This is a genomic window from Pseudomonas sp. PDM24 (assembly GCF_019218905.1).
In the GTDB taxonomy this organism is placed as follows: domain Bacteria; phylum Pseudomonadota; class Gammaproteobacteria; order Pseudomonadales; family Pseudomonadaceae; genus Aquipseudomonas.
In genome coordinates, this window is the sequence record NZ_JAHUWR010000002.1 from 298,148 (window position 1) to 317,418 (window position 19,271).

The 19,271-nt window shown below is 60.7% G+C and carries 17 protein-coding genes; 4 read left to right on the forward strand and 13 right to left on the reverse strand.

What is annotated here, in order from left to right:
• Positions 1 to 47 precede the first annotated feature (47 nt).
• From KW837_RS09230 to KW837_RS09250, 5 genes are all read right to left on the reverse strand, one after another.
• Positions 48 to 1,073: a putative 2-aminoethylphosphonate ABC transporter substrate-binding protein gene (locus tag KW837_RS09230; RefSeq protein ID WP_218395328.1), complete on the reverse strand. Its 1,026-nt coding sequence runs from the start codon at positions 1,071 to 1,073 to the stop codon at positions 48 to 50.
• Positions 1,074 to 1,110: 37 nt separating this feature from the next.
• Positions 1,111 to 2,835, reverse strand: coding sequence for a putative 2-aminoethylphosphonate ABC transporter permease subunit (locus KW837_RS09235; protein WP_218395329.1), 1,725 nt, complete (start codon positions 2,833 to 2,835; stop codon positions 1,111 to 1,113).
• Positions 2,835 to 3,911, reverse strand: coding sequence for a putative 2-aminoethylphosphonate ABC transporter ATP-binding protein (locus tag KW837_RS09240; RefSeq protein WP_218395330.1), 1,077 nt, complete (start codon positions 3,909 to 3,911; stop codon positions 2,835 to 2,837). The genes KW837_RS09235 and KW837_RS09240 overlap by 1 nt, the downstream gene beginning before the upstream one ends.
• 224 nt (positions 3,912 to 4,135) lie before the next feature.
• The gene (locus KW837_RS09245; RefSeq protein ID WP_007897791.1) at positions 4,136 to 4,999 is read right to left on the reverse strand and encodes a LysR family transcriptional regulator; all 864 of its coding nucleotides are present in this window, start codon (positions 4,997 to 4,999) and stop codon (positions 4,136 to 4,138) included.
• A gap of 16 nt (positions 5,000 to 5,015) precedes the next feature.
• A complete protein-coding gene (locus KW837_RS09250; RefSeq protein ID WP_218395331.1) occupies positions 5,016 to 7,271 on the reverse strand; it encodes a heavy metal translocating P-type ATPase in 2,256 nt (751 codons plus the stop codon).
• 84 nt (positions 7,272 to 7,355) lie between these two features.
• Here KW837_RS09250 and cadR point away from each other — a divergent pair, with 84 nt between their 5' ends.
• The gene (cadR, locus tag KW837_RS09255; protein WP_007897786.1) at positions 7,356 to 7,805 is read left to right on the forward strand and encodes a Cd(II)/Pb(II)-responsive transcriptional regulator; all 450 of its coding nucleotides are present in this window, start codon (positions 7,356 to 7,358) and stop codon (positions 7,803 to 7,805) included.
• A gap of 21 nt (positions 7,806 to 7,826) precedes the next feature.
• On the opposite strand, the gene KW837_RS09260 is transcribed toward cadR, so the two are convergent.
• The 4 genes from KW837_RS09260 to KW837_RS09275 form a co-directional block, all read right to left on the reverse strand.
• Complete coding sequence (locus tag KW837_RS09260) at positions 7,827 to 8,660, reverse strand: hypothetical protein (RefSeq protein ID WP_218395332.1); 834 nt, start codon at positions 8,658 to 8,660, stop codon at positions 7,827 to 7,829.
• Between the two features lie 148 nt (positions 8,661 to 8,808).
• A complete protein-coding gene (locus KW837_RS09265; RefSeq protein ID WP_218395333.1) occupies positions 8,809 to 9,780 on the reverse strand; it encodes a thymidylate synthase in 972 nt (323 codons plus the stop codon).
• A 64-nt stretch (positions 9,781 to 9,844) separates the two neighbouring features.
• Positions 9,845 to 10,651 carry a prolipoprotein diacylglyceryl transferase gene (gene lgt, locus KW837_RS09270; protein ID WP_008007345.1) on the reverse strand — a complete coding sequence of 269 codons (807 nt, stop codon included), beginning with the start codon at positions 10,649 to 10,651 and terminating at the stop codon, positions 9,845 to 9,847.
• A gap of 82 nt (positions 10,652 to 10,733) precedes the next feature.
• Positions 10,734 to 11,516: a sulfite exporter TauE/SafE family protein gene (locus KW837_RS09275; protein WP_218395334.1), complete on the reverse strand. Its 783-nt coding sequence runs from the start codon at positions 11,514 to 11,516 to the stop codon at positions 10,734 to 10,736.
• 133 nt (positions 11,517 to 11,649) lie between these two features.
• Here KW837_RS09275 and KW837_RS09280 point away from each other — a divergent pair, with 133 nt between their 5' ends.
• A complete protein-coding gene (locus tag KW837_RS09280; RefSeq protein ID WP_218395335.1) occupies positions 11,650 to 12,396 on the forward strand; it encodes an NRDE family protein in 747 nt (248 codons plus the stop codon).
• A 130-nt stretch (positions 12,397 to 12,526) separates the two neighbouring features.
• On the opposite strand, the gene ptsP is transcribed toward KW837_RS09280, so the two are convergent.
• Both ptsP and KW837_RS09290 read right to left on the reverse strand, forming a co-directional pair.
• Positions 12,527 to 14,806 (reverse strand): phosphoenolpyruvate--protein phosphotransferase, encoded by a 2,280-nt coding sequence (gene ptsP / locus KW837_RS09285; protein ID WP_192344949.1) that lies wholly within the window; start codon positions 14,804 to 14,806, stop codon positions 12,527 to 12,529.
• Between the two features lie 22 nt (positions 14,807 to 14,828).
• Positions 14,829 to 15,308: an RNA pyrophosphohydrolase gene (locus KW837_RS09290; RefSeq protein WP_007897732.1), complete on the reverse strand. Its 480-nt coding sequence runs from the start codon at positions 15,306 to 15,308 to the stop codon at positions 14,829 to 14,831.
• Positions 15,309 to 15,451: 143 nt separating this feature from the next.
• Here KW837_RS09290 and KW837_RS09295 point away from each other — a divergent pair, with 143 nt between their 5' ends.
• Positions 15,452 to 16,108 carry an HAD family phosphatase gene (locus tag KW837_RS09295; protein WP_192344950.1) on the forward strand — a complete coding sequence of 219 codons (657 nt, stop codon included), beginning with the start codon at positions 15,452 to 15,454 and terminating at the stop codon, positions 16,106 to 16,108.
• Between the two features lie 118 nt (positions 16,109 to 16,226).
• Here the strand turns inward: KW837_RS09295 and KW837_RS09300 are convergent, their stop codons facing one another.
• Together KW837_RS09300 and ilvA are read right to left on the reverse strand one after the other, a co-directional pair.
• A complete protein-coding gene (locus KW837_RS09300; RefSeq protein WP_218395336.1) occupies positions 16,227 to 16,655 on the reverse strand; it encodes a DUF2269 domain-containing protein in 429 nt (142 codons plus the stop codon).
• Positions 16,656 to 16,694: 39 nt separating this feature from the next.
• The gene (gene ilvA / locus KW837_RS09305; protein ID WP_218395337.1) at positions 16,695 to 18,209 is read right to left on the reverse strand and encodes a threonine ammonia-lyase, biosynthetic; all 1,515 of its coding nucleotides are present in this window, start codon (positions 18,207 to 18,209) and stop codon (positions 16,695 to 16,697) included.
• A gap of 275 nt (positions 18,210 to 18,484) precedes the next feature.
• Between ilvA and rpiA the strand changes: the two genes are divergently transcribed.
• Positions 18,485 to 19,159 (forward strand): ribose-5-phosphate isomerase RpiA, encoded by a 675-nt coding sequence (rpiA, locus tag KW837_RS09310; protein ID WP_192344952.1) that lies wholly within the window; start codon positions 18,485 to 18,487, stop codon positions 19,157 to 19,159.
• The last annotated feature ends 112 nt before the right edge of the window (positions 19,160 to 19,271 follow it).

A 19,271-nucleotide genomic window follows, 5' to 3' on the forward strand; every position in this document is an offset into this window, starting at 1 on the left:
GTGGGAGCGGGCTTGCTCGCGAAGGGGCCCTGTCAGCCTACGAAGATTTACTTGGCAGCCACTTTCTCGGACTTGCCGTCATAGCGCTTGCGCCACTCGGTCAGGATTTCGTCACGATTCTTCGAGGCCCAGGCAAAGTCGTTCTTGATCAGACGCTGCTCATAATCCGCCGGCAGTTCGGTCTGCGGCTTGGCGATACCCGGTTGCGCGAGCACCGCGAAGTTCTCTTTATAAAGCTCCATCGCCGCCGGGCTCGCCGAGAAGTCCGCCAGTTTCTTCGCCGCCTCTTCGTGGGGCGTGCCTTTGATCACGGCGGTGGCTTCGATCTCCCAGCCCAGGCCTTCTTTCGGCAGGATGATGTCCAGCGGCGCGCCCTGGCGTTTCAATTGAACAGCCGGGTATTCAAAGGAAATTCCGATCGGGAATTCACCAGCGGCCGCAAGCTTGCACGGCTTGGAACCGGAGTGAACGTACTGGCCGATGTTCTGGTGCAGGTCGTCCATGTACTGCCAGCCCTGCTTCTCGCCGAAGGTTTGCAGCCAGGCGCTGACGTCGAGGAAACCGGTGCCGGACGAGGCCGGGTTGGGCATGACGATCTTGCCTTTGTACTCAGGCTTGGTCAGGTCCTGCCAGCTTACGGGTTTGGTTAAGCCCTGCTTTTCGGCCTCGACGGTGTTGAAGCAAATGGTCGCCGCCCAGACGTCCATGCCGACCCAGGCTGGCGGGTTGGCGGCATCTCGGTAGTTGCTGCCGATCTTGCCGAGGTCTTTCGGTGCGTAGCTTTGCAGCATCCCTTGCTGATCGAGAATCGCCAGGCTCGACGCCGCCAGGCCCCACACCGCATCAGCCTGCGGGCGGGCTTTTTCGGCCAGGAGTTTGGCGGTGATGATGCCGGTGGAATCGCGCACCCACTTGATCTCGACGTCCGGGTTGGCCTTTTCAAAAGCCTCTTTGTAGGTCTTCAGTTGTTCGGCTTCGAGGGCGGTGTACACCGTCAACTCGGTTTTCGCCGCAAAGGCGTTCAGGCTGAAAGCGGTGAGGACAGCAGCGGCCAGGGCCAAAGGCTTGAACATGATCTTTTCCTGTTTGAGTTGAGGTGTGGGGGGCAAATCAATGACTGGGCGCGGTCTGCCGCCAGGCCTGGGAGCGGCGCAACAAACCGCGCGAAGCCCAGGCCAGCAGCAGAGACACACCCGCCGAGGTGAACAGAATCAGGGTCGACATCGCCGCCGCGCCGCCGACGTTGCCGGCGTCGTCCATGTTAAGCACCGCCACCGCCGCAAGGATGGTGTCGGGGCTGTAGAGGAAGATCGCCGCCGAGACGGTGGTCATGGCCGAGACGAACAGGTAGCGCACGATGTCCAGCAACGCCGGCAGGCAGATCGGCACAGTGACTCGCAGGTAGTGCCGGTACAGCGGCGCCTTGAGCGACAGCGCGGCGGCTTCGAACTCGGCATCGAGTTGACGCAACGCGGTGGTGGCGGTCATTTGCGCAGTGGTCAAATAGTGAGCAATGGTGCAGACCACCAGCAGGGTCATGGTCCCGTAGAGCACATGCAGCGGGTTGCCGCTGAGGTTGAAGAAGAAGACGTAACCCAGGCCCAGCACCAGACCTGGCACCGCCATCGGTACGAAACTGAGCATGCGCAGTGTCAGATTCAGTCCGCGCTGGCCACGGGTTTTTTCCATCAGGTAAGCACCGGTGAAGATCAGCACACTGCCGATCAACGCCGTACACAACGCCATCTTCACGCTGTTGCCGTATGCCAGCCAGCCGCCGCCCGCGGTGTCGTTGAACTGGTAATGGTTGAGCGACAGCGACAGGTTGTACGGCCAGAATTTCACCAGCGACGAGTACACCGCCATACCGAACACCAGCAGCAACACTGCGCAGATCAACAGCACGATGGCCAGATAACAACCGTCGCGCAGCTTCGATGGCGCCGGTTGAAACACTTGCGCCCGACCGCTCATGGAATCGCCATGACGCCGACGCAGCCAGGCGTCGACGCCGAAGCTGAACAGCGCCGGCAGCAGCAAGACCATGCCGATCAGCGCGCCGCGACCGAATTGCTGCTGGCCGACCACGGCTTTGTAGGCCTCCAGCGCCAGCACTTGATAGTCGCCCCCGACCACCACGGGCACGCCGAAGTCGGTGATGGTCAGCGTGAAGACGAGGCAGAACGCCGCGAACACCGCCTGACGGGTCGCCGGCCAGGTGATGCTGCGAAAAGCTTTCGCCGGACTGGCGCCCATGCTGGAAGCTGCATCGAACAGTCGTGCATCCGCCAGGGACAGCGCCGACAGCAAAATCATCAAGGCGTGTGGGAAGGTGTAGATGACCTCACCCAGAACAATGCCCCAGAAGCCGTAGATATTGTCCGAGAGCAGGCCGCGCAGCAGGCCCTGATTGCCGAACAGGTAAACCAAAGCGATCCCCGGCAGCATCGACGGCGCCATCAGCGGCAGCAGCGACATGCCGCGCCAGATGCTTTTACCGGGAATCAACGTGCGTTGCAGCGCGTAGGCAAACAGGTAGGCCAGCGGTACGACAATGGCCGCGACGCTGACAGACACTTTCAGGCTGTTGCCGAGCAACCAGTGGAAATTCGCACTGGTCAGCAGTTCACGGGCAGCCACCAGTCCACCGCCCTGCCCGGCTTCAGAGCTGAAACCGCGCCAGAAGATCGCCAGCAATGGCATCAACACCGCAACGCCAAGCAACACCAGCAACAGAACCTTGCCGCCGACCACGAATAGCCGATCGCCGATCTCGGCACGGGAGGTCTGCCGAACCTGCTTGTGCGGTATCGGCAGCGCGACGTTCGCGCTCATCAGGCAAACACCTGCAGGCTGCGCGGCGGCAAGGCGACCATGATCTGCTGCGCGCCAAGACGCGGCATGGCTTCCGGCGCCAGTTCCGCCAGTAGCGCATGGCCCGGCAGTTGATCGAGTTCGAAGCTCATGCGGCAGCGGTTGCCGAGAAAAGTGATCTCGCGAACCTTGGCCGGGAACAGGTTCTCTTCATGCACCGGCGGGTTGACGTTGATCGCCTCGGGGCGGCAGAACAAACGGCCCGAGGCGGTTTTAGCGCTGCCTTCGGCCAGGCGCATGTTCATCCCGCCGACCTGGGCATGACTGTCGCTGCTGCGGTGGAATGGCAGCCAGTTGCCCTGACCGACGAACTCGGCCACAAACGGTGTGGCCGGACGGTCGTAGATTTCCTGTGGCGTGGCGTACTGCTCGACCTTGCCGTTGTTCATCACGGCGATGCGGTCGGCCATCAGCATGGCTTCGTCTTGATTATGGGTGACCATCAGGGTGGTGACGCCGAGGTTGCGCTGCAATTGGCGCAGTTCGGTGCACAGATGCTCGCGGACCCGGGCATCGAGCGCCGACATCGGTTCATCCAGCAGCAACAAGGACGGTGCCGGCGCCAAGGCCCGAGCCAGTGCGACTCGCTGCTGCTGACCGCCGGACAACTGACCCGGGTATTTTTTCTCACTGCCGATCAGGCCGACCAGTTCCAGCATCTGACCGACGCGCTGGCGCACTTCATCGCGACTGCTGCCGGCGAGGCCGTAGGCGATGTTCGCTTCGACGGTCAGATTGGGGAACAGGGCGTAGGACTGGAAGAGAATGCCGTAATCCCGAGCCTGAGGTGCCAGGTGGGAAACGTCGCGATCGCCGAGGTATAACTCGCCGCTGTCTTGTTTCTCAAGGCCGGCGATGCAGCGCAGCAAGGTGGTTTTGCCACAGCCCGACGGCCCCAGGAGGCACACCAGCTCACCCGCCGCGACGTCGAGGGAAACGTTATCCAGCGCGGTGAACGCACTGAAGCGTTTCTGCACACCGCGCACTTTCATCGGCGCACCGGGGTTGGTCAGGGCAGTTGCAGTCGAGTGGTTCATGGACAGACCTCATCAAGCAGATGAGGGCCATCCTAGGTTTGCAATGCGTCCGTCATGTGGCAATGAGGCAAAAACGGCCGATAGTGGTATTCGGGGATTTGGGTTGGATGCCGCGGCGTACCGACGGACGCCTTCGCGGGCAAGCCTCGCTCCTACAGAGGAATGCGATCAATCTGTAGGAGCGAGGCTTGCCCGCGAAGAGGCCATAAGCATCGCCACAAGTCTCAGGCCGGAGCCATTTCCTGCGCCAACCCCAGAAACGCCGCCGGCAGCCGCGCACCTTTTCGCTCTTTGAGGCAATACAGATACTCGGGAATCTGCGGTGCATTTTCGATAGTCAGCACCCGCAATTGCGGATCATGCGGCACTTCCTGCCGAGCAATGATGCTGATACCAATGTTGCGCAATACCGCTTCACGAATCGACTCCCGGCTGCCAATCTCCAACAGCGGCCCGAAACTCACCCCGGCGCCGGCCAGCAACTCTTCGGTCAAGCGCCGAGTGGTCGAGCCCGATTCGCGCATCAACAAGGTATGCCCCGCCAGCGCACTGAGCGGCACATGATCATGCACCGCCAGCGGATGATTGCGGTGCACCGCCAGCACCAGTGGATCGCTGCCGAGCACCCGGCGAATCAGCCGCGCATCGTCCAGCAACTGCGAGGACGCCGCGACATCGACCCGGTAATCCTCCAGCGCTTCGAGCACCTGTTGGGAGTTGCCGATTTCCACCGACACCTCAACTTGCGGCAAGCGCTCGCGAAAGGTCTTCACCAGATCGAGGATGTAATACGGCGCGGTAGCGGCGATGCGCAACGTGCCCTGGACCTGACCGCTGTTGCGCAGGAAGAACTCGATGTCGGCTTCCTGCTGCAACAGCGCCTTGACCATCGGCAACAACCGCGCGCCTTCGTCGCTGACGCTGAGGCGGCGACCGCCACGGTAGAACAGCTCAACCGAGTACTGGCTTTCCAGATGCCGAATCTGGGTCGTTACCGTCGGTTGGCTCAGGCCGAGTTTTTTCGCCGCCAGGGTAATACTGCCCAACCGGGCAACCATGTAAAACGCCTTCAGCTCGGCACTCAGCACACCCTTCCCTCATCGTCTATTTGCGCAACAGGCGCAAACCGTTGAACACCACCAACAGGCTCACGCCCATGTCAGCGAACACCGCCATCCACATGGTGGCGATCCCGGCGAAGGTTACCCCAAGAAAGATCGCTTTGATGACCAATGCCAGGGCAATGTTCTGTTTGAGGATATTCGAGGTCTGCCGCGACAGGCGGATGAAAGCCGGAATCTTGCGCAGATCGTCGTCCATCAGGGCGACATCAGCGGTTTCGATTGCGGTGTCGGTGCCGGCCGCCGCCATGGCGAAACCGATCTCGGCCCGCGCCAGTGCCGGTGCGTCGTTGATGCCGTCGCCGACCATCCCGACCCGATGGCCTTGGGCATACAGCGTTTCGATGGCTTGCAGCTTATCGGTCGGCAACAGATCGCCCTGCGCCTGATCGATGCCCACGTGGGCGGCGATGGCCTGGGCGGTATGAACGTTGTCGCCGGTCAGCATCAGGGTTTTGATGCCCAACTCATGCAACTGCTGGATCGCTTCGCGGCTGGATGCTTTCACGGTGTCCGCGACGGCAAACAGCGCCAGGGGGCCCGACTTGTCGAGCAACAGCACCACGGATTTGCCCTGTTTCTCCAGAGCAAACAGCTGCTCTTCCAGCGCTGGCGAACACAGGCCCAAATCTTCCACCAGGCGGTGATTGCCCAAGTGGTAGAGCTCACCGTTAATCTCGCCGCGCACACCACGCCCCGCCAGGGCTTCGAAGTTATCCACAGTCAGCGGCACAGGATGCTTATCCACAGCCGCGTTGGCGATAGCCAGCGACACCGGGTGATCCGAACGACCGGCCAGTGCCGCCGCAATGGCCGGGGCAATTGCATCAGCGATTGGATCGAGGGACACATAGTCGGTCTGCACCGGTTTGCCGTGCGTGAGGGTGCCGGTCTTGTCGAGGGCCAGGTAATCGAGTTTGTGGCCGTGCTCCAGATAGACGCCACCCTTGACCAGAATCCCTTTGCGCGCCGCAGCCGCGAGACCGCTGACGATGGTCACCGGGGTAGAAATCACCAAGGCACACGGGCAGGCGACCACCAGCAACACCAGCGCCCGGTAGATCCAGTCGAACCACAGCGCATCCATGAACAGCGGCGGAATCACCGCCACGGCCAGGGCCAGGATAAACACCGCCGGGGTGTAGATTTTCGAGAAACTGTCGACGAAACGCTGGGTCGGGGCGCGTGCCCCCTGAGCCTGTTCCACGGCGTGGATAATCCGCGCCAGGGTCGAATTGTTCGCCGCAGCGGTTACCGTGTATTCCAGCGAACCGGACTGGTTGATGGTGCCGGCGAACACTTTGTCGCCGATGGTTTTTTCCACCGGGAGGCTTTCACCGGTGATCGGCGCCTGATCGATGGTTGAGTTGCCGGACAACACTTCGCCGTCCAGACCGATCCGCTCGCCAGGACGCACCCGCACCCGCGCACCCAGTTCGATGTTTTTGACCGGTTGTGCGATCCAACTGCCGTCGGCCTGTTGCACCGTGGCCTGCTCGGGGGCCATCTGCATCAGCCCGCCGATGGCGTTGCGCGCCCGGTCCAGAGACCTGGCTTCGATCAATTCGGCCACGGTGAACAGAAACATCACCATTGCCGCTTCCGGCCATTGACCGATCAGAATCGCGCCGGTCACCGCGATGCTCATCAGCGCGTTGATGTTCAGGTTGAGGTTTTTCAGGGCGATCCAGCCCTTTTTGTAAGTGCTGAGGCCACCGCTGAGAATCGAAATCAGCGCGATGACTGCCACCACCCAGTTTGGCGCCGCACTGGTGAAGTGGATAAGCTCGGCGGCCAGCGCGCCAACGCCGGACAATGCCAATGGCCACCAGGGCTTTTTCTCAGGCGCCGGAATTGGCGCTTCAACGCCCGGCTCCAGCGGCTCGGCGTGCATGCCGAGCGACTTGATCGCATCGATGATCGGCGCGGTGCCTGGCAGGTCATGGGTCACGCCCAACACCCGGTTGATCAGGTTGAATTCCAGTTGCTGCACACCCGACAGCTTCCCGAGTTTGTTCTGGATCAGCGTCTGTTCCGTCGGGCAGTCCATGGCCTCGATGCGGAAACTGCTCAGCCGCGCACCGGCAGTCGGCGTCTCGCTCAACTTGATCAGCGACGGCGCTGCTGCTTTGGAGGAACAGCAGGAATCCCCGTGGCCGCCATGGTCATGCCTGGACACAGGCTGCAGCTTGTGGCTGTGATCGTGCCCGGGTTTGTGGGTGTGAAGAGAATCGCTCATTGTTCGCGTCCATGAAGGTGCCTGTTGCCAAGTAAAGACCCTGTAGCCACTATAGGGTCAAGCACCCTTTTGGAGATTGTCGCGATGAAAATCGGAGAACTGGCGAAACTCACCGACTGCGCCGTGGAAACCATCCGCTACTACGAGCGCGAAAACCTGCTGCCGGAGCCGGCCCGCAGCGACGGCAATTACCGCGTCTACACCCAGGCCCACGCCGAGCGCCTGACCTTCATCCGCAACTGCCGCACCCTCGACATGACCCTTGAAGAAATCCGCAGCCTGCTGGCCCTGCGCGACAGCCCGCAGGATCAATGCGAAAACGTCAACGCGTTGATCGACGAACACATCCACCATGTGAAAGCTCGAATCGATGGTTTGCTGGCCTTGCAGACACAACTGCTCGACCTGCGCCAACGCTGCAGCGAAGGGCCGGATATCGATCAGTGCGGGATTTTGCAGCGGCTGGAAGTGAGCGGCGGGGTTGTGGCGACGGAGGTTGAGCATTCTCATGTTGGCAGGAGTCATGGGCATTGAATCCGTCACCATTCAAGCCGATTACACCAATTTGAACTCGAGGATCCCGTTGTTTCCCATGCCATAGCTGATGCCGGGCACCATCCCGGACCCCAGAAAAAGGCTGCAAAACAGATGAACGAGCTCACCGCGATGGCCTTGATAGACAGAAGGCTCAACCCGGAACTCCAGGGGTGAGTCGGGGCTTACCGCCAATTTACGCTGATAGTCTCTCCAGGCTCCGCCTGCCCCGCCATTCGGGCTACTTTTCCAGAACATTTCGATGGCGTTGTTTGTTTGCAGGTTTTCAATCCGGGGGATGGTCAGGATAACGCCATCGGGATGTTGATCGATCTCCAGTACATCTTCCAAGACCCCTTCAATAGACACCCGGTCGGTTTGAATCAGTGCCGGGGCCAACGTCATGAACAAAGAGCGAGAAGGTAGATGGTTTTCCTCTCTTACGATCACAAAAATGACTTCACACCTCTTTCCTTCAAACTTCCGGGCTTCCTCATCTGAAACAACAAAATGCAGCGCGGTGAAATTCAGTACCCATTGGGGTAATGACTGGAAGCTCTCGCCGGTCCCGTCCAATGCCTGCCATTGCACTCGAACCTGATCGTATAGCTGAAACTCCAACTCGTTCGGATACACCACCACTCGCAACGAATCAACGAAGATGGGCGTCCCAGTGAGTATTTCCATGGGCACCACACATCCCCATGGAGCGAGGCTCGGAATGAAATGAAAGAGCCCCGAGCGGCTTTCACAGCCAATGAGTGGTGAACTGGCCAATTCGGCGCGCAAGCGCGGCGCAAGGCTTGAATGTTTCTCCGAAAAGCCGGCAGGCGCATGAGGCACGTTGATCGTCATGAAGAGGCTCCTGAACAAGAAGAGGGTGTTGCTGACCCGGCCTGATGGCCTTGGGATCAGTCAAACACCCTCTCGTTTATTCGCCTACTGTCATAAATGACAGTTCAATAGACCTTTTCCTAATAAAAAAGACCGCCGATCAAAACTATCAAACCGCCATCGGCGCGGTCATCGGCGCGTGGTGTTCATAGCCTTCCAGCGAGAAATCGCTCGGCTCAATCTGCTCCAGCCATTCCGGCTGATAAACACCGGTCTTGGCAAACTCCGGCACGCGGTCGGAAATCACCAGTTTCGGCATCGGGAACGGCTCGCGCTTGAGCTGTTCGTTGAGCATGTCCAGGTGGTTTTCGTAGACGTGGGCGTCGCCGATGAAATAGGTGAACCAGCGCGGTGTGTAACCGGTCAGGCGACCGATCAGGCTCAGCAGCGCGGCGCCTTCGGTGAGGTTGAACGGCGTGCCCAGGCCCAGGTCGTTGGAGCGGATGTAGAGGGTCAGGGAGATTTCCCTGGTCTCAACATTCGGGTGGAACTGGTACAGCAAGTGGCACGGCGGCAGGGCCATTTCGTCGAGCTGGGCGACGTTCCAGCCGTGGAACAGGATGCGACGGCTGCCCGGGTCCTTGATGATGGTGTCGACGCACTGGCGGATCTGGTCGATCGCCTTGTACAGCACCACATAAGCCTGGCCATCTTCTTCGCCTTCGGCGATCTGACGATAACCCTGGCTCAGGGTCTGCTCGATGGCGGCCTGGTTGCTGACCGGAATCTGCTTGTACGCCGGCCATTTGCGCCATTGCACGCCGTAGATCTCGCCGAGGTCGTCTTCACCCTGACGGAACGGGTTGGCCAGCCACTGCGCGTTTTCGTTGGCGTTCTGGTCCCAGACCTTGCAGCCCAGCGCCCGGAATTCGGCGGCGTTGTTCACCCCGCGCAGAAAACCGCACATCTCGCCGATGGCGGATTTGAAGGCCATCTTGCGAGTGGTGATCGCCGGGAAACCTTCCTGCAGATCGAAGCGCAGCATCGCGCCCGGAAAGCTGATGGTGTTCACGCCGGTGCGGTTGGCCTGTTTGGTGCCGTTCTTGATGACGTGGGCGACCAGTTCGAGATATTGCTTCATGAATTACCTGTGTCCTTGAACCCGGGACCGTCGCCCCGGGATTCGAATTTATAGCGCCTGCTTTTTATACAGCAGCTGCGGGGGCTGCCGGGGCGCGCCGATAAGCCAGCCAGATCAGGAACAGCCCGCCGACGATCATCGGAACGCAAAGCACCTGGCCCATGGTCAGCCAGTTCCAGGCCAGATAACCCAGTTGCGCGTCCGGCACGCGAACGAATTCGACGATGAAGCGGAAGATGCCATAGAACAGCGCGAACATCCCGGACACCGCCATGGTCGGCCGCGGCTTGCGCGAGAACAGCCAGAGGATCGCGAACAGCGCCACGCCTTCCAGCGCAAATTGGTACAGCTGCGACGGATGACGCGCCAGTTGCGCCGGATCGGTCGGGAAGACCATCGCCCACGGCACGTCGGTCGCCTTGCCCCACAACTCGGCGTTGATGAAGTTACCGATGCGCCCGGCACCCAGGCCGATCGGCACCATCGGCGCGACGAAGTCCATCAGCTGGAAGAACGACTTGTCGTTCTTTTTACCGAACCACAGCGCCGCCAGCATCACACCGATAAACCCGCCGTGGAACGACATGCCGCCCTTCCACACTTCGAAGATCAGGGTCGGGTTGGCCAGGTAGGCGTTCAGATCGTAAAACAGCACATAACCCAAACGTCCACCAACGATGACACCCATCGACATCCAGAACACCATGTCGGAGAGTTTCTCCTTGGTCCAGGTCGGGTCGAAGCGGTTCAGCCGGCGTGACGCCAGCCACCACGCACCGCCGATGCCGATCAGGTACATCAGGCCGTACCAGTGGATTTTCAGCGGACCGATGGCCAGGGCCACCGGGTCGATCTGCGGGTAAGGCAGCATTGCGACTCCTCGTTAGAGTTGAAACCTTCAAATGCCCGGGCGACGCTGTCACGCCAGGATTAAGCCAGGATTGCGCTACGCGTCAGAGCAAGAAGCTCAAGCCGACGCAAAACAGCAAAGCGGCAAATAGTCTTTTCAGCAAGCGCGGCGACAGCCTGTGGGCCAGTCGCGCACCGAGGCGGGCGAATACCATGCTGGTCAGGGCGATCCCCAGCAGCGCCGGCAAATAAACAAAACCGAGACTATGGGCCGGCAGCAGTGGATCGTGCCACCCCAGAATCATGAAACTTAATGCACTGGCCAAGGCGATTGGCAGGCCACAGGCCGACGAAGTGGCCACCGCCTGCTGCATCGGCAGGCTGCGCCAAGTCAGGAACGGCACGGTCAACGAGCCGCCGCCAATCCCGAAAATCGCCGAAGCCCAGCCAATCACACTGCCGGCCACGGTCAGACCGACTTTGCCCGGCACCGTTCGGCTGGCCTTGGGTTTGAAGTCCAAAGCGAGTTGAACGGCGATGATCAGCGCAAATACACCAATGATCTTCTGCAAATTCGGCCCGGAAATCGCTTCGGCGGTCAGCGCGCCGAAACCGGCACCGATCAGAATGCCAAGGGTCATCCAGGCAAAAATCGGCCAACGCACGGCGCCGCGGCGATGGTGCTCGCGAACCGCATTGACCGACGTAAAGATGATCGTCGCCAGGGAGGTGCCGACTGCCAGATGCGTCAGGATCGACGCATCAAATCCCTGCAAGGTGAAACTGAACACCAGCACCGGGACAATGATGATCCCGCCGCCTACTCCAAACAGCCCGGCCAGCACGCCCGCACAGGCGCCCAGCGCCAGATAGAGCAGAAATTCCATGGCCGCATCCCCAAGCATCCGAATCAGGAGCGGCATGGTAACGGAAGCATGGCCTCGGGCTCCACTGTGGATGGCGATGGATCGATGAGCGATGTCTGCGTAGAGTGAGCAAAAAACACACAAGGACCACCTTATGTGCCTGATTGTTTTTGCCTGGCGGCCGGGTCATGCCCAGCCACTGATCGTGGCGGCCAACCGCGACGAATTCTATGCCCGGCCCAGCCAGCCCCTGGCGCAATGGCCACATGCCCCGCACGTGTACGCCGGTCGCGACCTGGAGGCTGGCGGTACGTGGCTCGGGGTCGGCGCCAATGGGCGCTTCGCCGCGCTGACCAACATCCGTGATCCCCTTCAGCCGCCGGCGCGCAAGTCGCGAGGCGAACTGGTGGCGCAGTTTCTCAGTGGGGACATGTCGATTGACGACTATTTAAAGGACGTTGTCGGACGTTCGCCTGAATATGCCGGGTTTAATCTGTTGATTGGCAATGCCAACGAGCTATGGCACTTCAATGCCCGGGAGACGGAGGCAGTCATGCTCCAACCGGGCATTTATGGGTTATCTAACGCAGGGCTGGATACGCCGTGGCCGAAAGTGCTCAAGGCCAAGGCAGCATTAAGCGAGGTGTTGGACGATCCGCAGCCGCAGGCGCTATTGGCTTTGCTGAGCGATCCGCAGACGGCACCGCTTGCCGAACTGCCAGACACTGGCGTGGGACAGGCCACCGAGACGTTGTTGTCGAGCGTGTTTATCAAGAGCCCGACTTACGGGACACGGGCGAGCACGGCGTTGATTGTTCAGGCGGATGGGGGGCGGCATATGGTCGAGCGGAGTTTCGGGCCGTATGGGGGGCATTTGGGGGAGGTAGAGATCAGGATTTGAAGATGTGGTGTGTTTGCGGACGCCTTCGCGGGCAAGCCTCGCTCCTACAGAACTTGTGTTGGTCGCCGGAAATGGACACGACACATAATCTGTAGGAGCGAGGCTTGCCCGCGAAGAGTCCGTCAGCCTCTTAGAGGGTCTTGACCGAAGCCGGATTGATCATCCGCGCCAACCCAAGGTTCTTCAGCGCCAACTGCAGCGAGCTGTGGATAACTTGCGGGTTGTCGATGGTCATCAGCTCAGCCAGCAATTCCTTGGCCTTGCTCAGGTTGATCTGACGCAGCATCCACTTCACTTTCGGCAAGTTGGTGGCGTTCATCGACAGGCTGTCGAAGCCCATCGCCATCAACAACACCGCCGCCGCCGGGTCACCGGCCATTTCGCCGCAGATACTCACAGGCTTGCCTTCGGCATGAGCATCACGCACCACGTTCTGTAAGGCTTGCAACACTGCCGGGTGCAGGTAGTCGTAGAGATCGGCCACCCGCGGGTTGTTGCGGTCCACGGCCAGCAGGTACTGGGTCAGGTCGTTGGAGCCGACCGACAGGAAGTCCACTTGTCGCGCCAGTTCCCTGGTCTGATACACCGCCGCCGGAATCTCGATCATCACGCCAACCGGCGGCATCGGCACGTCGGTGCCTTCGTCGCGGACTTCGCCCCAGGCCCGATGAATCAGGTGCAGGGCTTCTTCCAGTTCATGGATGCCGGAAATCATCGGCAGCAGAATACGCAGGTTGTTCAGGCCTTCGCTGGCCTTGAGCATGGCGCGGGTTTGCACCAGGAAGATTTCCGGGTGGTCGAGGGTCACACGAATGCCGCGCCAGCCGAGGAACGGGTTGTCTTCCTTGATCGGAAAGTACGACAACGCCTTGTCGCCGCCGATGTCCAGGCTGCGCATGGTCACCGGTTGCGGATGGAACGCGGCGAGCTGCTCGCGATAGATTGCCAGCTGCTCTTTTTCGCTCGGGAAGCGCTGGTTGATCATGAACGGCACTTCGGTGCGGTACAGACCCACGCCCTCGGCACCGCGCTTCTGCGCCCGTGCCACGTCCGCCAGCAGGCCAGTGTTGACCCACAGCGGCATGCGGTGGCCATCGACCGTCACGCACGGCAGATCCCGCAATGCATCCAGCCCGAGGGCCAGTTGCTTCTCTTCCTCGACCACTTCGGCGAACTGCTTGCGCAGCACGTCACTGGGGTTGGTATAGACCTCACCGTGGTAGCCGTCGACGATCATCTGGATGCCGTCGACCTTGGAGTACGGCAAGTCGACCAGGCCCATCACCGTCGGAATACCCATGGCGCGCGCCAGGATCGCCACGTGGGAGTTGCCGGAACCGAGTACCGACACCAGACCCACCAGCTTGCCTTCCGGCACCTCGCCGAGCATCGCCGGCGTCAGTTCTTCGCTGACCAGAATGGTGTTGTCGGGGTAGACCAGGGTCTGCTGCCGCTCTTCCTGCAGATAAGCCAGCAAGCGCCGACCGAGATCCTTGACGTCCGAGGCGCGCTCACGCAAGTAGGCGTCGTCCATCAATTCGAATCGGTTGACGTGTTCGGTGACCACCTGACGCAACGCGCCCTGAGCCCACTGACCGGTCTTGATCACCGTGGTGATTTCGCTGCCGAGCGAGGCATCGTCGAGCATCATCAGGTAAACGTCGAACAGCGCCCGTTCTTCAGGCCGCAGCTGGGTCGCCAGCTTGGCGGACAAGGCACGCATGTCGGCGCGCACGCCTTCGATGGCGGTCTTGAACAGCGCAAGCTCTGCGTCAATGTCGGCGATAGTCTTGTCCGGCACCACATCCAGATCGGCCGGCGGCAGCATGACGACCGCGGTTCCGACCGCCGCGCCCGGCGAACCCGGTACCCCGACGAACTTTGCTTCCTGGATACCTTTGCCCTGCCGCCCCAGACCACGGATCGAACCGGTGGCCTCGGCGTGGGCGATAACGCCGGCAAGTTGCGCGCTCATGGTCACGAGGAAGGCTTCTTCACCTTCATCGAACTGGCGGCGTTCTTTTTGCTGAATGACCAACACGCCGACAACGCGACGGTGGTGAATGATCGGCGCCCCGAGGAACGAGGCGTAGCGCTCTTCACCGGTCTCGGCGAAGTAACGGTAGCGCGGGTGATCCGCGGCGTTTTCGAGGTTCAGGGGTTCTTCACGCGTGCCGACCAGGCCGACCAGACCTTCGTTGGGTGCCATGCTGACTTTGCCGATCGAGCGCTTGTTCAAGCCCTCGGTGGCCATCAGCACGAAGCGATTGGTCTCGGGGTCAAGCAAGTAGACCGAGCAGACCTGGCTGCCCATGGCCTCTTTGACGCGCAACACAATAATCCCCAACGCCGCCTTGAGATCCTTGGCGGAGTTAACTTCCTGGACGATCTTGCGCAGCGTATTGAGCATGGCTCGGGGTCGAACTCCGTCGTCAGTCGCGCGCTAAAAGGCGCGGGGCAAGCTCTTTGAGAGCGCGGCGATAAACCTCGCGCTTGAATGTCACCACCTGGCCCAACGGATACCAATAACTGACCCAGCGCCAGCCATCGAATTCCGGTTTACCGGTCAAATCCATCCGCACCCGCTGCTCGTTGGAGATCAGGCGCAGGAGAAACCATTTCTGCTTCTGGCCGATGCACAGCGGTTGGCTGTGCGTCCTGACCAGACGTTGCGGCAAACGATAGCGCAACCAGCCCCGGGTGCAGGCGAGTATTTCAACATCTTCGCGCTCCAGGCCCACTTCTTCGTTCAACTCGCGGTACAAGGCGTCTTCCGGCGTCTCCTGGGGATTGATCCCTCCCTGTGGAAACTGCCAGGCATCTTGATTGATACGGCGAGCCCATAGCACCTGGCCGGCATCATTCGTCAGAATGATCCCGACATTGGGGCGGAAACCATCGGGGTCGATCACGGCAACAACCTCGCAAACGCATGTCGTCGCATTGTTCCACAAAGGTTGTGAAAGCAGCAACGAGCCGACCTACCTTATGTGCACTCTTGTGAAAAGTCCGTATTCTGGACACCTTTCTACAGACTTTTCAGCGAGTAACTGTAATGCGGCTGGCTTTATTCGACTTGGACAACACGCTTCTGGGCGGTGACAGTGACCACGCCTGGGGCGATTATCTGTGCGAACGCGGTTTCCTTGACGCCGTCGCCTACAAGGCACGCAACGACGAGTTCTATCAGGACTACCTGGCCGGCAAGCTGGATAACGACGCGTACCTGAACTTCTGCCTCGAAGTTCTCGGTCGCACCGAGATGGCCACGCTGGATCAATGGCACCTGGACTACATGCGCGACTGCATCGAACCGATCGTACTGCCCAAGGGTATCGAACTGCTGGCCAAGCACCGTGAGGCCGGCGACAAACTGGTGATCATCACCGCCACCAACCGCTTTGTGACCGGGCCGATTGCAGCACGTTTAGGCGTTGAAACCCTGATCGCCACCGAATGCGAAATGATCGACGGCCGTTACACCGGGCGCAGCACTGATGTCCCGTGCTTCCGTGAAGGCAAGGTGACCCGGTTGAATCGTTGGCTCGAAGAGACTGGCCACAATCTGGAAGACAGCTATTTCTACAGCGATTCGATGAATGACTTGTCGTTGCTGGAACAGGTGGCGAATCCGATTGCTGTTGATCCGGACGTGAATCTGCGGGCCGAGGCCGAGAAGCGGGGTTGGCCGGTGATTAGCCTGCGCGACTGATTAAGCCTGTAGCAGCTGCCGAGGTACGAGGCTGCGTTGCGGTCCGCAGGACCGCCCTTTGGGGCCGCTTCGCAGCCCATCGCAGCCTCGTACCTCGGCAGCTGCTACAGATTCCGCGCTATACCGGCTTGGCCCCCATCAACCCCGCAATGGCAATAAAGCAAACCAAGCTGAACAGCGCCAACGCAAACGTAAACTTCCCATTCCCTCCCGCGGGCGCCTTGCGCAGCCGATTCAGCCGCACCACCAGCCAGAACCAGCCCAACGCCGCCACGGTGTAGAGCACACTGGAAGCCAGCAGCCAGGTCTGCCCCAACGGCCAGCCCACCAGATGCACCATCCACCAACCGGTGAACGGCATGCTCAGCAGTGCCAGGCCCATCAATAGCCAGATGAACACAAGCGGTCGTTGCAAGGTACGAGTGTGAGCGCTTGCGTCGCCGTTACGGCGGGCGCGCCAGACCCAGATCGCCAACCCCAGTGCGCTGATCAACAGCAACACCGTCGCCACGCCATGAGCGATTTTGAGGGCGGTTAACGTTTCCATTGTTCGATTTCCTTATGGCCTGCCGATCAGCGTAGCCGCTCAGCCGAGAAACAGCTGATAGGCCGGGTTGTCGCTTTCGTCCCAGTACGGGTAGCCGATTTCTTCCAGCGCGGCCGGTACCAGATGACGCTCTTCGTGCGGCACTTGCAGGCCCGCGACTACACGGCCATCGGCCGCGCCGTGGTTGCGGTAGTGGAACATCGAAATGTTCCAGCGCCCGCCGAGCTTGTTGAGGAAGTTGAACAACGCACCCGGACGCTCCGGGAACTCGAAGCGCAGCACCACTTCATCGACCACCTGGGCGGCGCGCCCACCAACCATATGGCGAATGTGCAACTTGGCCAGTTCGTTGTCGGTCAGGTCGAGCACCGGGAAACCCTGCTCGGTGAGACTGGCGAGCAGCGCACTGCGCGGGTCGTTTTCCGGATGCGTCTGCACGCCGACGAAGATGTGCGCTTCGCTGCCGGTGTTGTAGCGGTAGTTGAATTCGGTGATCTGGCGCTTGCCGATGGCTTCGCAGAACGCCTTGAAGCTGCCCGGTTTCTCGGGAATGGTCACGGCGATGATGGCTTCGCGACCCTCGCCCAGTTCAGCGCGCTCGGCCACGTGGCGCAAGCGGTCGAAGTTGACGTTGGCACCGGAATCAATGGCCACGAAGGTGTGGCCTGTAACGCCGCGTTGCTCGACGTACTTCTTGATTCCGGCCACGCCCAAGGCGCCGGCAGGTTCAGTGATCGAGCGGGTATCGTCGTAGATATCCTTGATTGCCGCACAGATCTCGTCGGTGCTGACAGTAATCACTTCGTCTACGTAGTCTTTGCAGATATCAAAGGTGTACTGGCCGATCTGCGCCACCGCGACGCCGTCGGCGAAGAGCCCCACGGTCGGCAGCACCACGCGCTCGCCGGCCGCCATGGCGGCTTGCAGGCAGTTGGAGTCATCCGGTTCGACGCCGATGATTTTGATGTCCGGGCGCAGGTATTTCACGTACGCCGCAATCCCGGCGATCAACCCGCCGCCGCCCACCGGAACGAAGATCGCATCCAGACGCCCCGGGTGCTGGCGCAGAATCTCCATGGCCACCGTGCCCTGCCCGGCAATGGTGTGAGGATCGTCGTAGGGGTGAATGTAGACGTAGCCTTTTTCGTCGACCAGTTTCAGCGAGTAGGCCAGGGCTTCCGGGAACGAATCCCCGTGCAGCACCACTTTACCGCCACGCGAGCGCACACCTTCGACCTTGATTTCCGGGGTGGTCTTGGGCATCACGATGGTCGCTTTCACGCCCAGAACCTTGGCCGCCAGGGCCAGGCCTTGCGCATGGTTGCCCGCCGACGCGGTGACCACGCCGCGAGCGCGCTCTTCATCGCTCAGCTGCGTCAGCTTGTTATAGGCGCCGCGAATCTTGAACGAGAACACCGGCTGCAAGTCTTCACGCTTGAGCCAGATATCGTTGCCCAGCCGCTCGGAGAGCTGGCGGGCAGTCTGCAATGGGGTTTCTACGGCAACGTCATAAACGCGCGAGGTGAGGATCTTTTTGACGTACTGTTCGAGCATCGGAAAGCATCACTGAGCGGGTTGGGCAGGGCCAAGGAGTCTAACCCGGCTTTTGGGCGGGCGACCATACTTGTAGGAGCGAGGCTTGCCCGCGAAAGCGATCTTACTGCCAAATTTATGCTGGATGTGATGACCTCTTCGCGGGCAAGCCTCGCTCCTACAGTTAATCAATTGTCTGGCGTGCGCATTTGACCCGCCAATCGGGCAATGACCTTCCCCATCGCGAGGCCTATAATGCCGGCCTTTCGTCCCTTCTTCGGCACTTCGGAGCCCGCATGACCCAGGATCAACTCAAACAGGCGGTGGCTCAGGCCGCCGTCGACTTCATCCTTCCAAAACTCGACGACAAGAGCATCGTCGGGGTCGGCACCGGCTCCACCGCCAATTGCTTCATCGATGCCCTGGCCAAGCACAAAGGCGCGTTCGATGGCGCGGTCGCCAGCTCCGAAGCCACCGCCGCCCGCCTCAAAGGCCACGGCATTCCGGTGTATGAGCTCAATACCGTCAGCGACTTGGAGTTCTACGTCGACGGCGCCGATGAAAGCGACGAGCACCTGCACCTGATCAAGGGCGGCGGCGCAGCCCTGACCCGCGAGAAGATTGTTGCGGCCGTGGCCAAGACCTTCATCTGCATCGCCGACGCCAGCAAACTGGTGCCGGTGCTTGGTGCGTTCCCGCTGCCGGTGGAAGTGATCCCGATGGCCCGCAGCCACGTGGCCCGCCAACTGGTGAAGCTCGGCGGCGACCCGGTTTACCGTGAAGGCGTGCTGACCGACAACGGCAACATCATCCTCGACGTGTTCAACATGCAGATCACCAACCCGGTGGAGCTGGAAACACAGATCAATGCCATCGTCGGCGTGGTCACCAACGGCTTGTTCGCAGCCCGCCCGGCTGATTTGCTGCTGCTGGGGACGAGCGAAGGCGTGAAAACCCTGCGCGCCGAGTAAGCCAAACACAAAACCTCTGTAGGAGCGAAGCTTGCTCGCGAAGGCGGCGTATCAGTCGACATCTCTACTGACAGATGCGCCGCCTTCGCGAGCAAGCTTCGCTCCTACAGGG